Source organism: Streptomyces sp. NPDC001381 (assembly GCF_042895685.1).
Lineage (GTDB): Bacteria > Actinomycetota > Actinomycetes > Streptomycetales > Streptomycetaceae > Streptomyces.
The window spans coordinates 276,276-288,769 of the sequence record NZ_JBIAWO010000006.1; the positions used below are offsets into that span (position 1 = coordinate 276,276).

Sequence of the window (12,494 nt, forward strand, 5' to 3'; positions counted from 1 at the left end):
CGGCCGGGGGCCCGGTCGGCGTGGTCGCGCCGGGCGCGGGGTGCCGCGCAGACCTCTGTACGGGGTTCCGTGCATGAGATTCCCGCGCACTCTGTGGGAGGTTCCGTGCACCTTCCCGTGCCGGGGCCACGGCCGGGTCCGGCAGCCGGGTGCGCCGGTCCGCGGCCGACCGGCGCGGGCCTGAGGCGCACCGCCATCGTGGGATGCCGGACGGGATGGGCGGGAAGGGGGGCATCGACCTCCCCAGGCATGCCACACCCTTCCCACCGACCTCACGCAACTACCCGGACTTCACAGACTTACTCTGATCATCCGCCGGGGAACCTTGGCGGCGATGAAAGCGGGCGCCCTGCCGTGCCGCGCCCGGCGGACCTGTCCGGGCGGACGGCCATTCGGGCACCGAACGGGCACGCCGCGGTCCGCAAACGGGCAGCGGTCTCGCGCGCCCCACCGCCCTCCACCGCTTCATCCAGCGGCTCACCGCTCCGGAAAACGGGCACATTCGGTCATGAACCGCGCTACGACGAGCCTGGTCAGCGGGGCGGTCCGCTTGTAGAAATTAGCCACCGGACGCCCCGACGGGCAGGGGCTCCGGAAATCTACTGGCGCGGGCGCACCGCGCGGAGCCGTGGAACGGAGGTGTCGCCGTGGACACCGAGGAGCGAAGGCGCGGGATTCTGGAAACGGCACGCCGTACCGGATCCGTGGACGTCGGGAAGCTCGCCGCCGACCTCGGGGTCTCCAAGGAGACCGTGCGGCGGGATCTGAACGTGCTGGAGGGGCACGGGCTGGTCCGGCGCACCCATGGCGGAGCGCATCCCGTCGAGAGCGCGGGCTTCGAGACGACGCTCGCCTTCCGCACCACCATGCACGTCCCCGAGAAGTCCCGGATCGCGACCGCCGCGGCCGCGCTGCTCGGGGACGCCGAGACCGTCTACATCGACGAGGGCTACACCCCGCAGCTCATCGCCGCCGCTCTCCCCCGCGACCGGCCACTGACCGTGGTCACCTCCTCGCTGGCCACCGCGGCCGACCTGGCCTCCGCCGAGAACATCACCGTGCTGCTCCTCGGCGGCCGGGTGCGGGGCGGGACGCTGGCCACGGTCGACCACTGGGCGACCCACATGGCGTCCGGCTTCGTCATCGACCTGGCGTACGTCGGTGCCAACGGCATCTCCCGCGAGTACGGACTCACCACCCCCGACCCCGCGGTCAGCGCACTGAAGGCCGAGGTCATGAGGGTCGCCAGACGCCGGGTGTTCTCCGGGGTCCATACGAAGTTCGGTGCCGTGAGCTTCTGCCGCTTCGCGGAGGTCACCGAGTTCGAGGCGATCGTCACCGACTCCGGTCTGCCCGCCTCCGAAGTCCACCGGTACTCGCTGCTGGGTCCCGAGGTCGTACGGGCCTGAGCCGCACGCACGTCAGCTCCCCACCCCTCTCCCACACCACCCTCGCACGCCCGGGGGCCTGGTTCCGCACACCCTCGAAACATCCCCTGGAGTCAGTCATGCGCACACGAAGAATGACCCACGCCCTCGTCACGGCCACGGCCGCGGGTTCCCTGCTGGTCGCCTGCAGCGGAGCGGGCGGCTCGTCGGCCTCCGGCGGCGGGGACGGCATCAACGTCCTGATGGTCGGCAATCCGCAGATGGAGGACATCGCCAAGCTCACCAAGGACACCTTCACGAAGGACACCGGCATCGAGGTGAACTTCACCGTCCTTCCCGAGAACGAGCTGCGGGACAAGGTCACCCAGGACATCGCCACCCAGGCCGGCCAGTACGACGTCGCCACCATCGGCGCCTACGAGGTGCCCATCTGGGAGAAGAACGGCTGGCTGCACGAGCTCGGCCCCTACGCCGACAAGGACACCAGCTTCGACAAGGCCGACCTGCTCAAGCCGATGGTCACGTCCCTGTCCGGCTCCGACGGCAAGCTGTACGCGCTGCCGTTCTACGGCGAGTCCTCGATGCTCATGTACAACAAGGACGTCATGCGGGCCAAGGGCATCACGGTGCCCGAGCACCCGACCTGGCAGCAGATCGCCGACATCGCGGCCAAGGTGGACGGCGCGGAGCCCGGAATGAAGGGCATCTGTCTGCGCGGTCTGGCCGGCTGGGGCGAACTCGGCGCGTCGCTCACCACCGTGGTCAACACCTTCGGCGGCACCTGGTTCACCAAGGACTGGAAGGCCCAGGTCGACAGCCCCGCGTTCAAGAAGGCGACGAACTTCTACGTCGACCTGGTCAGGAAGCACGGTGAGGCGGGAGCCGCGCAGGCCGGGTTCACCGAGTGCCTCAACGCCATGAGCCAGAAGAAGGTCGCGATGTGGTACGACGCGACCAGCGCGGCCGGGTCCCTGGAGGACTCCAGCTCCAGCAAGATCGCCGGGCACGTCGGGTACGCCTACGCGCCGACCGTCGAGACCAGGAGCAGCGGCTGGCTGTGGTCCTGGGCGTGGGCCATGCCCAAGACCACCAAGAACGCCGACGCCGCCTCGAAGTTCATGCTGTGGGCGTCCAGCAAGAAGTACGAGAAGCTGGTCGGCGAGAAGCTCGGCTGGTCCCGAGTCCCGGCCGGCAAGCGGGCCAGCACGTACACCATCCCCGAGTACCGGAAGGCCGCCGCGTCCTTCGGTGACATCACCCTGAAGTCCATCGAGTCGGCCGACCCGGCCGACCCGGGCGTCCAGCCCAGGCCGACCGTGGGCATCCAGTACGTGGCCATCCCGGAGTTCCAGGACCTGGGAACGAAGGTCACCCAGGAGATCTCCGCCGCCATCGCCGGCAAGACCAGCGTGGACAAGGCGCTCGACGACGGCCAGAAGCTCGCCGAGGACGTCGCCAAGAACTACCAGTGACCGCCACCGCCCGGCCGGCCCCGGCGCCGGCCGGGCACCGCTTCCCCCCGCCGTCACCGGCAGAGGAACCCTCGATGACCACTCTCACCGTTCCCCCCAAGACAGCGTCACCGCCCGCCCCCCGGCGCCCGTCCGCCGGCGGCGGCACCTGGCGGCGCCGCATCCCGCTGCTCCCGGCGCTGGTCTTCACCATCGTCGTGACACAACTGCCCTTCGTGGCCACGCTCGTGATCTCCACCTTCGAGTGGAACATCCTCAAGCCGGGCGACCGGCACTTCGTGGGTCTGTCCAACTTCACGTTCGTCTTCACCGACGAGCGGCTGCGCACCGCGGTCCTCAACACCATCGTGCTCACCGCGTCCGTGGTGCTCATCAGCGTGGTCCTCGGACTCGGTCTGGCGATGCTCCTGGACCGCCGGTTCGCCGGCCGCGGCCTGGCGCGCACCCTGCTCATCGCGCCGTTCCTGGTCATGCCGGTCGCGGCGGCGCTGCTGTGGAAGCACGCCCTCTACAACCCCGACTACGGCCTGCTCAACGGCACCCTCAACGCCGTCCACCGCCTCTTCGGGGCGGACAACGGCCCCACGGTGGACTGGATCTCGTCGTATCCGATGCCCGCCGTCGTGGTCTCGCTGGTCTGGCAGTGGACCCCGTTCATGATGCTGATCCTCCTGGCGGGTCTGCAGGCGCAGCCGGGTGACGTCCTGGAGGCGGCGAAGGTCGACGGTGCGTCCGCGCTGCAGACCTTCCGCCACATCACGCTGCCGCACCTGCGCCAGTACGTCGAACTCGGCGTCCTGCTCGGCACGATCTACGTCGTGCAGACCTTCGACGCGGTCTACACCATCACCCAGGGCGGCCCCGGCTCGCAGACGACCAACCTGCCCTACGAGATCTACCTGACCATGTTCCGCAAGTACGAGTACGGGGAGGCGGCCGCCGCGGGTGTCGTCGTCGTCCTCGGCTCGATCGTGATCGCGACCTTCGCGCTGCGCACCATCGCGTCGCTGTTCCGCGAGGAGGTGTCCCGATGACCGCCCGCCTCACCCCCCTGTGGACGTTCGTCGCCTGGCTGGCCACGCTGGTGTTCTTCGCTCCGGTGGCGTGGATGGTGCTCACCTCCTTCCACCAGGAGGCGGACGCCGCGACCAACCCGCCGACCCCCTTCGCGCCCCTCACCTTCGACCAGTACAAACTGCTGTTCAGCCGGGACATCACCCCCTTCCTCCTCAACTCGGCCATGGCCGGCGTGTTCTCGACGCTGCTGGTGCTCGCCCTGGCGGTGCCGGCGGCCTACGCGCTGTCCATCAAGCCGGTCCAGAAGTGGACCGACGTGATGTTCTTCTTCCTGTCCACCAAGTTCCTGCCCGCCATCGCGGCCCTGCTGCCGGTGTACCTGATCGTCAAGGACGCCGGGATGCTGGACAACGTGTGGACGCTGGTCGTCCTCTACACGGCCATGAACCTGCCGATCGCGGTGTGGATGATGCGCTCGTTCCTCGCCGAGGTCCCCAGGGAGATCCTGGAGGCGGCCGAGGTCGACGGCGCCGGCCTGCTCACCGTGCTGTGGCGGGTCGTCGCGCCGGTCGCCATGCCGGGACTGGCCGCAACCTCGCTGATCTGCTTCATCTTCAGCTGGAACGAGTTCATGTTCGCGGTCAACCTCACCGCGACCAAGGCGTCCACCGCGCCGGTCTTCCTCGTCGGCTTCATCACCAACGAGGGCCTCTTCCTCGCCCGCCTGTGCGCCGCCGCCACGCTGGTCTCCCTGCCCGTCCTCATCGCCGGTTTCGCCGCCCAGGACAAACTGGTGCGCGGCCTGTCCCTAGGAGCAGTCAAGTGAAAGCCGCCGTCATCGAAGCCCCCGGCAAGGTCACCGTCACCACCGTGCCCGACCCGGCTCCCGGGCCGCGCCAGGTCGTGGTCGATGTGGCGGCCTGCGGGCTGTGCGGGACCGATCTGCACATCCTGCAGGGCGAGTTCGCGCCGACCCTGCCGGTGGTGCCGGGGCACGAGTTCGCCGGCGAGGTCGTGGGCCTGGGCAGCGAGGTCACCGAACTCGCGATCGGCGACCGGGTCGCCGTGGATCCCTCGCTCTACTGCAACGAGTGCCGCTACTGCCGGGCCGGACGCAACAATCTCTGCGACCGGTGGCAGGCGATCGGCGTGACGGTGGCCGGTGGCGCCGCCGAGTACGCCGTGGCGCCCGTCGCCAACTGTGTACGCCTGCCGGACCATGTGGACGTCCAGGACGCGGCGCTGATCGAGCCGCTGTCCTGCGCCGTTCGCGGCTACGACGTGCTCAGCAGCAGGATGGGCTCCCATGTGCTGATCTACGGCAGCGGGACGATGGGCCTGATGATGCTGGAGCTGGCCAAGCGCACCGGTGCCGCGTCGGTGGACGTCGTCGACGTCAACCCGGAGCGGCTGGCGACGGCCGAGAAGCTGGGCTGTTCCCAGGCGGCGCTCTCCGCCGACGAGTTGGGGCGGCCGGCCGGCTGGGACGTGGTGGTCGACGCGACCGGCAACGCGGCCGCGATCCAGGACGGCCTGGACCGGGTCGCCAAGGCGGGGACGTTTCTGCAGTTCGGGGTCTCCGACTACGCGACGACGGCCACCATCTCGCCGTACCGCATCTACAACCAGGAGATCACCATCACCGGTTCCATGGCGGTGCTGCACAGCTATGAACGCGCGGCGGAACTCTTCGCCACCGGGGTGCTGGATCCCCAGGTCTTCATCAGCCACCGGCTGCCGCTGACGGAGTACCCGCGGGCCCTGGAACAGTTCGCGGCGGGCCAGGGACGCAAGATCGTCGTACTGCCCTGACCCGCGCCCGGACCCGGCGACACGCGCCGGGCCGTGCCGCCGTCACCGGCGCTGCGCCGGCCGTGTCAGCGATCGACCGGCTCGTAGGCGAACCAGTCGAAGTGGACGGCGCCGGCGCCGGCGAACATGCCGATCACCCGGCCGGTGAAGCCGCCGGCGACCTCGGTGGAGAGGTACTTCCCGTCCAGTGAGGCAAGCTCGGCGAAGGTGCCGTCCGGCACCTCGACGCCGAGGGTGACGGTGTCCGGACCGGTGCGGGCGTCCTCCACGGTGCGCACGGCGGCCACCTCGATGCGGAGCACCACGGGTCCGGCGGGCACCGGCCGGGAGGCCACCACGGTGTGCAGCGGGCCGATACGGGCGCTCACCCGTGCCTCACCGGCCGAGACCTCGATGGCGTAGTGGTGCCGCTCGTCGAGGCGGACGGCGAGGCCGCCGCGGCCGTCCGCCGCGTCGACCAGGGCTCGTACCCGGCAGGAGGTGTGCTGCTGCCGCCGCCCGGTGAACGTCACGTCGGTGTCGTCCAGCGATCCGCCGCGGGCGTGCAGCGTGAGCCAACCGGCCTTCTCCTTGGTGGTGCACGCCTCCGGCGGCCGGTGCCGCAACGAGACCCAGTGGGGGGCGAGTTCGCTCAGGTCGAAGTCGTCCCGGTCCGGCAGGGCGGCCGGCGGCCGCAGCGGCCAGGAGGGTGCGGGCGGGGAGGAGGACAGCTCACCGACCACCGGCCAGCCGTCGGCCCAGGAGACCGGCACCAGGAACGTCTCCCGGCCGAGCACGTGCCATCCGGGGGTTCCTCCGCCGGGCCGTACTCCGAGCAGCACCATCCACCACGAGTCGTCGGGTGCCTGGACCAGGTCGGCGTGGCCGGTGTTCTGGACGGGGTGGTCGGTGCCCCGGTGGGTCAGGATCGGGTTGGCCGGGCACGGCTCGAACGGGCCCGTGGGCGTAGGGCCGCGGGCGATGGAGACGCTGTGGCAGCGTTCGGTACCGCCTTCGGCGATGAGCAGATACCAGTGGTCGCCGATCCGGTAGAGGTGCGGAGCCTCGGGGGCCTTGGCTCCGGGGCTGCCGGACCAGAGCCTGCGCGGCGGGCCGTACGTCTCCCCCGTGTGGGGATCGATGCGGACCTGCCCGACTCCGGCGGTGGTGCACCAGCAGGTGCCGTCGTCGTCCCAGGCGAGGTCCGGGTCGATGCCGTGGACGCCGGGCAGCCGGACGGGATCGGACCAGGGGCCGGCCGGATCGGTGGCCGTGAAGAGCAGATTGCCGTCACCGCTCACGTTCGTGACGATCAGCCAGAAGCGGCCGTCGTGGTGGCGCAGGGTGGGGGCGTAGATCCCGCCCGAGGACGGGGTGTCGAGGGGCAGGCGCAACTGCCCCGGCCGGTCGAGGGCGTTGCCGATCTGGGTCCAGTGCACCAGGTCCCGGCTGTGGAAGACGGGCACCCCGGGAAAGTACTCGAAGCTGGAGCAGGCCAGGTAGTAGTCCTCCCCCACCCGGCAGACGGACGGGTCGGGGTGGAAGCCCGGGATCACCGGGTTGTCGACGGTGGGGTTCTCGGGCTTGCTCGACAACCTCATCGGGTCCTTTCACTGGGTGACGAGGGTGCGGTGCTGTGCGGCTCGTACTGCCGTCGAGGGGTGTGGCCGGGCGGGTGAACGGGCGACGGCGTTCATGGTCCCCGCCGGGGCGCGCGCTTTCCAGTCCCCCGCGGGAAGCGAAAGTTTCCGTGGTGCGGTTCGGACAGTTTCCGGGCGCTCAGCTCCTGGGCGGAGCCGTACTGCTGCGGACGGTGAGGGTCGTCGCGATCTCCAGCCCCGTCTGCGGTGCCTGTTCGCCGCGTCCGAGCGTGAGCGCCAGTTCGGTCGCGGCCGCGGCCATCTCGGTGAGGGGCTGGTGGACGGTGGTCAGGGGCGGGTCCACCCAGGCGACGACCGGCAGATCGTCGAAACCGACGACGCTCAGGTCGTCCGGGATCCGCAGGCCGGCCTCGCGCGCCGCCTGGTACACGCCCAGCGCCTGCAGGTCGTTCGCGGTGAAGACGGCGGTCGGGCGGTCGGGCAGGGCGAGCAGGGAACGCGCCGCCTGGCAGCCGTCCTCGCGCGTGAGGGGGGCGTGCACGACGAGTTCCGGGTCGGCCGGCAGGCCGGCGGCATGCAGCGCGGAGCGGTATCCGTCCAGCCGGGCGCAGCAGTACAGCTGGTCCTCGGGTCCGCCGATCATGGCGATGCGGCGGTGCCCGAGCGCGGTGAGGTGCCGGGTCGCGGCCCGGCCGCCCGACCAGTTGGTGGCGCCCACGAACGGGACGTCGTCGGGCAGTTCCGTGGCCGGGTCGAAGACGACGAACGGGATGCCCTTGGCCTTGAGTTGCTCGCGCTCCGCCTCGGAGAGCTGGGCCACGGACAGGACGCAGCGCGGACGCCGGGAGACGGTGTCGTCCCAGGTGGGCTCCGCGGAGTCGTGCAGCCCGAACTCGGAGACCATGAGGCCGACCCGGTGCCGGCGGGCCACCCGCTCGACGCCCCGGATGATCTCGACCGCCCACATGTGCTCGAGCTCGCGGAAGACGAGTTCCACGACGTTGCTCCGGTTGGCCCCCGTGGGCTTGCGGTAGCCGTACTCCTCGACCAGCGCCTCGACCCGTGCGCGGGTGTCCGCGGAGACCCCCGACTTCCCGTTGATCACCTTGGACACGGTGGGGACGGAGACGCCCGCCGACTCGGCGATGAAAGCGATGGTGACCGGCCGGGACGTGTCGCCCTGCCCGCCGTCCCGGTCCGCGGGCCCGTCCGCCGTGTGTTCCGCCAAGGTCGCCATCCCGATCGTCGAACCGCCCGTGCGCCCGGGCCATTCTGGCACCTCTCCGCCGACGCGCCTGTGGCCTCTGACACCGCTTCATGTTAATTTCTCCGCCGCGTACAGCGAAAGTTTCCCTCACCAAGAGGCCGTTCACGGCCTGCGCCGCCCGCCCCCCATCCGGAAGGTGCACGTGATGACGAGGAGACTCGTACGATTTCTCCCGCGACGACGCCGTTCTCCGCGCCCCCCGCGAAAACTGACGGCACTGCTCCTGGCCGTCGTCCTGCTCCCGTTGCTGCCCGCCACCGCGCGGGCGGACGACCCGCCCGTCCCGCCGCCGAGCTCCCCCGCCGCCCGCAGCACGGTCGCGGCCATGCAGCCCGGCTGGAACCTCGGCAACACCTACGACGCCATCCCCGACGAGACGTCCTGGGGCAACCCGCCGGTGACCAGGGCACTGCTGAAGAAGGTCAGGTCGCAGGGCTTCAAGAGCATCCGCCTGCCGGTCACCTGGGGCATCCACGAGGGCGCCGCGCCCGGTCACACGATCGACCCGGTCTGGATGGCGAAGGTGCGGCAGGTCGTGGACTGGGCCCTGGACGAAGACCTGTACGTGCTGCTCAACATGCACCACGACTCGTGGATGTGGGCCGACGACCTGCCCACGGATCACGATGCCGTGCTCGCCCGGTACGGCGCCACCTGGACCCAGATCGCGGCGGAGTTCCGTGACGAGCCGTCGAGGCTGGTCTTCGAGAGCATCAACGAGCCCACGTTCAGCGGTACTTCGGGAGACGAGGAGAACTACCGGCTGCTGGCCGAACTCAACCGCGCTTTCCACCGGATCGTGCGGGAGTCCGGCGGCGCCAACGCCACGCGCCTGCTGGTGCTGCCCACGCTGTACACGAACGCCGACCAGGGCCGCCTGGACGCGCTGGCCGCCGAACTGACCTCCCTGCGCGATCCCATGGTCGCCACCACGGTCCACTTCTACGGCTGGTGGCCGTTCAGTGTGAACATCGCCGGCTACACCCGGTTCGACGCCACCTCCGAGCAGGATCTCACCGGCACGTTCGACCGCGTGTACCACGCCTTCGTCGACCGGGGCATCCCCGTCGTCATCGGCGAGTACGCCCTGCTCGCCTACGACCACACCCGTCCCGGCATCATCGAGCGGGGCGAGGTGCGCAAGTACTTCGAGTTCCTGGGCGACTACGCCCGCCGCCGCAAGCTCACCACGATGCTGTGGGACGCCGGCCAGTTCCTGAACCGCGACACGCTGAAGTGGCGGGACCCTGAGCTGTTCGCCCAGATCAGGTCGAGCTGGACCACACGGTCGGGTACGGCCTCCAGCGACATGGTGTTCCTCGCCAAGTCCCGTCCCGTCACCGGCCAGACGCTCACGCTGAACCTCCACGGCACCGACTTCCAGAGTCTGCGGCACGGTTCGCGCACCCTGGTGAAGGACCGGGACTACACGGTCTCCGGCGACCGGCTCACGCTGACGGCCGCCGCGCTCACCGAGCTGGCGGGCGACCGGGCCTACGGGGTCGACGCGACCTTGGAAGCCCGATTCTCGCGCGGCGTCCCGTGGCGGATCGATGTGATCACCTACGACACCCCGGTCCTGTCGAGCGTCTCGGGGAGCACCAGCGGCCTGACCATCCCCACCGCGTTCCGCGGGGACCTGCTCGCGACCATGGAGGCCAGGTACGACGACGGGAGCAACGCGGGCCCGGCGGGCTGGACTTCGTTCCAGCAGTGGGACACGGCGTTCTCGGCGTACACCGGCGACTCGATCAAGCTGACCGCCGAGTTCTTCACCTCACTGAAGGACGACTCCCGGGTGACGCTCACCTTCCACTTCTGGAGCGGCGCCTCGGTGACCTACCACGTCACCAAGACGGGCGGCACCATCACCGGCACAGCGGCCTGACCTCGTCGCCCCCCGCGCTCACGACCGGGCCACCTGCCGGGCTCCACCGGGTCCGGCAGGGCCCACGCCGCCGCGGGCGGTGTCCTGCCGTCCCCCACCGGCCACGCGTGATCGGTACGGTGGTGACCGGGACGGTGAAGGGAACGGCGCGGACTTGAGCGAGCAGGCAGGTATCAGGACGGCCAAGGAGGCCGCCGACCACGGACTCATCCTGGCGTTCGGGCGGCTCCAAGGGGCGGCCAACCGGCTGGAGTACATCCTCGGACGGGCGCTCGAGGAGGAGTGCGGCATCAGCCATCTGACGTTCGAGGTGCTGCTGATCCTCGGGCGGGCGGGCGAGCCGGGGCTGTCGATGCGCGCCATCGCCCAGGAACAGGTGCTCACGACCGGCGGGGCCACCCGGCTGGTGGACCGCATGGAGGCGGCCGGGCTCGTCATCCGCGTGGAGTCCCCTGCCGACCGGCGCGCCAAGCTGGTGCGGCTCACCCCGCTGGGCGAGGAGACGACGGTCCGCGCGTCCGCGATCCATGTGGAGAACATCAGGCGCTTCTTCGTGGACCCGCTCCCGGAGGCGGACCGTGAGCGGTTCGCGGAGGACCTGCGCATCCTCAGCCATACGGCTCGGGACCTCCTCCCCCGGCTGCCCTGACCCGCGCACCGCCGCGCCCGCCGACGCATCGGCCACGCCGCAGCTGTGCGGCGCGCTTCATCAGACGCGCAGGAAAATACCTGACTAGTCAGTTACTGTTTTGTCAGGTGATGGTTCACGCACCCTTCCTCGTCCCGACCCGCACCCCCGCAAGGAGTCCCGCATGAGCACCGCTCTCTCCTTCAAGATCCTCGACCTCGACTTCCCGGCCGGCAGCAGGAACAAGACCGCCACGCTCGTCACCGGTGAGCAGGAGGCGCTGCTGGTCGACGCCGGCTTCACCCGAGCCGACGGCCACCGGCTGGCCGCCGAGATCCTCGACTCCGGCAAGACGCTGACCACGGTCTTCGTGAGCCACGGCGACCCCGACTTCTACTTCGGTGCCGAAGTCCTCGCCGACGCCTTCCCGGACGCCGTCTTCGTGGCCACCCCGCTCGTCGTCGAGCACATCCGGCACTCCTACGAGGGCAAGCTCAAGGCGTGGGCCGCGCTCGGCCCGAACCTCCCCACCCGCCTGGTCGACCTCACCCCGCTGACCGGCGACCTCACCCTCGAAGGCCACCGCTTCGAGCTCAGGGGCGGCCCGGCCGCGCTGCCGGACCGCCACTACCTGTGGCAGGCCGAGCACCGCGCCCTGCTCGGCGGCGTCCTGCTCTTCCAGCAGGAGCACGTCTGGGTCGCCGACACCCCCGCCCCCGGCGACCGCGCCGCCTGGATCGGCCTGCTCGACGAGATGGCCGCCCTCCGGCCCGAGCTGGTCGTCCCCGGCCACCGTCTGCCCGGCACCGCGGCGGACGCCTCCGCCATCCGCGCCACCCGCGCCTACCTGCTCGCCTTCGAGGAGGAGCTGGCCGAGGCCGCCGACGGCGCCGCGCTCACCGGGGCGCTGGTCGGGCGCTACCCGGACCACGGCATGCTGATCGCCGCCCAGATCGGCGCGAAGGTCGCCAAGGGTGAGATGAAGTGGGGCTGACCATGAGCGAGTTCGCCATCTCCACCGCGCCCGCCGACGTCGTGCGCCGCCAGTACCTGGCCTCGGCCGCCGGCGACCTGGAAGCCCTGCGCGCCACCCTCGCCCCCGACGTGGAGTGGACGGAGATGGCCGGCTTCCCCCTCGCCGGCACCTACCGCACCCCTCACGGCGTCACGGCACACGTGATGGAGAGGCTCGGCCAGGACTGGGACGACTGGACCGCCCACGACGACACCTATGTCGTCGACGGCGAGAACGTCGTCGTCCTGGCCCGCTACACCGCCGTCAACAAGGCGACCGGGACACCGCTCGGTGTCCGCGTCGCCCACCACTTCGTCGTACGGGGCGGGCTCATCGTCCGCTTCGAGCAGTTCGTCGACACCGCCCTCGTGCGCCAGGCCGCGGGCGACTGACGTGGCGGGCCGTCGGGACGCAGGCGCCGACCAAA

The 12,494-nt window shown here is 70.6% G+C and carries 11 protein-coding genes; 9 read left to right on the forward strand and 2 right to left on the reverse strand.

Annotated features, from left to right (window positions below; genetic code table 11):
* Positions 1 to 647: 647 nt before the first annotated feature.
* The 5 genes from ACFY2L_RS27160 to ACFY2L_RS27180 all read left to right on the forward strand — a co-directional run bounded on the left by ACFY2L_RS27160 (position 648) and on the right by ACFY2L_RS27180 (position 5,689).
* Complete coding sequence (locus ACFY2L_RS27160) at positions 648 to 1,409, forward strand: DeoR/GlpR family DNA-binding transcription regulator (protein WP_390661579.1); 762 nt, start codon at positions 648 to 650, stop codon at positions 1,407 to 1,409.
* A gap of 98 nt (positions 1,410 to 1,507) precedes the next feature.
* Complete coding sequence (locus tag ACFY2L_RS27165; protein ID WP_390823677.1) at positions 1,508 to 2,860, forward strand: ABC transporter substrate-binding protein; 1,353 nt, start codon at positions 1,508 to 1,510, stop codon at positions 2,858 to 2,860.
* A 74-nt stretch (positions 2,861 to 2,934) separates the two neighbouring features.
* The gene (locus tag ACFY2L_RS27170) at positions 2,935 to 3,894 is read left to right on the forward strand and encodes a carbohydrate ABC transporter permease (protein ID WP_390661577.1); all 960 of its coding nucleotides are present in this window, start codon (positions 2,935 to 2,937) and stop codon (positions 3,892 to 3,894) included.
* Complete coding sequence (locus ACFY2L_RS27175; protein ID WP_390661576.1) at positions 3,891 to 4,703, forward strand: carbohydrate ABC transporter permease; 813 nt, start codon at positions 3,891 to 3,893, stop codon at positions 4,701 to 4,703. The genes ACFY2L_RS27170 and ACFY2L_RS27175 overlap by 4 nt, the downstream gene beginning before the upstream one ends.
* Entirely contained in the window at positions 4,700 to 5,689 is a 990-nt protein-coding gene (locus ACFY2L_RS27180) for a zinc-dependent alcohol dehydrogenase family protein (protein ID WP_390661575.1), read from the forward strand. Before ACFY2L_RS27175 ends, ACFY2L_RS27180 begins: the two co-directional genes overlap by 4 nt.
* Before the next feature lie 65 nt (positions 5,690 to 5,754).
* Here ACFY2L_RS27180 and ACFY2L_RS27185 read toward each other — a convergent pair whose 3' ends face one another.
* Both ACFY2L_RS27185 and ACFY2L_RS27190 read right to left on the reverse strand, forming a co-directional pair.
* Complete coding sequence (locus ACFY2L_RS27185) at positions 5,755 to 7,269, reverse strand: glycoside hydrolase family 43 protein (RefSeq protein ID WP_390823678.1); 1,515 nt, start codon at positions 7,267 to 7,269, stop codon at positions 5,755 to 5,757.
* A 178-nt stretch (positions 7,270 to 7,447) separates the two neighbouring features.
* Positions 7,448 to 8,506, reverse strand: coding sequence for a LacI family DNA-binding transcriptional regulator (locus ACFY2L_RS27190; protein WP_390823679.1), 1,059 nt, complete (start codon positions 8,504 to 8,506; stop codon positions 7,448 to 7,450).
* Between the two features lie 175 nt (positions 8,507 to 8,681).
* Here ACFY2L_RS27190 and ACFY2L_RS27195 point away from each other — a divergent pair, with 175 nt between their 5' ends.
* The 4 genes from ACFY2L_RS27195 to ACFY2L_RS27210 all read left to right on the forward strand — a co-directional run bounded on the left by ACFY2L_RS27195 (position 8,682) and on the right by ACFY2L_RS27210 (position 12,459).
* Positions 8,682 to 10,424 carry a cellulase family glycosylhydrolase gene (locus ACFY2L_RS27195; protein WP_390823680.1) on the forward strand — a complete coding sequence of 581 codons (1,743 nt, stop codon included), beginning with the start codon at positions 8,682 to 8,684 and terminating at the stop codon, positions 10,422 to 10,424.
* Positions 10,425 to 10,578: 154 nt separating this feature from the next.
* Entirely contained in the window at positions 10,579 to 11,073 is a 495-nt protein-coding gene (locus ACFY2L_RS27200; RefSeq protein WP_390823681.1) for a MarR family winged helix-turn-helix transcriptional regulator, read from the forward strand.
* A gap of 163 nt (positions 11,074 to 11,236) precedes the next feature.
* On the forward strand, positions 11,237 to 12,046 hold the full coding sequence (locus tag ACFY2L_RS27205; RefSeq protein ID WP_390823682.1) for an MBL fold metallo-hydrolase: 810 nt from the start codon (positions 11,237 to 11,239) through the stop codon (positions 12,044 to 12,046).
* A 2-nt stretch (positions 12,047 to 12,048) separates the two neighbouring features.
* Positions 12,049 to 12,459, forward strand: coding sequence for a nuclear transport factor 2 family protein (locus ACFY2L_RS27210; protein WP_390823683.1), 411 nt, complete (start codon positions 12,049 to 12,051; stop codon positions 12,457 to 12,459).
* Positions 12,460 to 12,494 lie beyond the last annotated feature (35 nt).

What these genes read in the sequence shown, in the direction of transcription:
- ACFY2L_RS27190 (WP_390823679.1), bottom strand. Translation starts at nt 8,506, where the DNA reads ATGGCGACCTTGGCGGAACACACGGCGGACGGGCCCGCGGACCGGGAC.
- ACFY2L_RS27165 (WP_390823677.1), top strand. Translation starts at nt 1,508, where the DNA reads ATGCGCACACGAAGAATGACCCACGCCCTCGTCACGGCCACGGCCGCG.
- ACFY2L_RS27175 (WP_390661576.1), top strand. Translation starts at nt 3,891, where the DNA reads ATGACCGCCCGCCTCACCCCCCTGTGGACGTTCGTCGCCTGGCTGGCC.
- ACFY2L_RS27210 (WP_390823683.1), top strand. Translation starts at nt 12,049, where the DNA reads ATGAGCGAGTTCGCCATCTCCACCGCGCCCGCCGACGTCGTGCGCCGC.
- ACFY2L_RS27170 (WP_390661577.1), top strand. Translation starts at nt 2,935, where the DNA reads ATGACCACTCTCACCGTTCCCCCCAAGACAGCGTCACCGCCCGCCCCC.
- ACFY2L_RS27185 (WP_390823678.1), bottom strand. Translation starts at nt 7,269, where the DNA reads ATGAGGTTGTCGAGCAAGCCCGAGAACCCCACCGTCGACAACCCGGTG.
- ACFY2L_RS27205 (WP_390823682.1), top strand. Translation starts at nt 11,237, where the DNA reads ATGAGCACCGCTCTCTCCTTCAAGATCCTCGACCTCGACTTCCCGGCC.
- ACFY2L_RS27195 (WP_390823680.1), top strand. Translation starts at nt 8,682, where the DNA reads ATGACGAGGAGACTCGTACGATTTCTCCCGCGACGACGCCGTTCTCCG.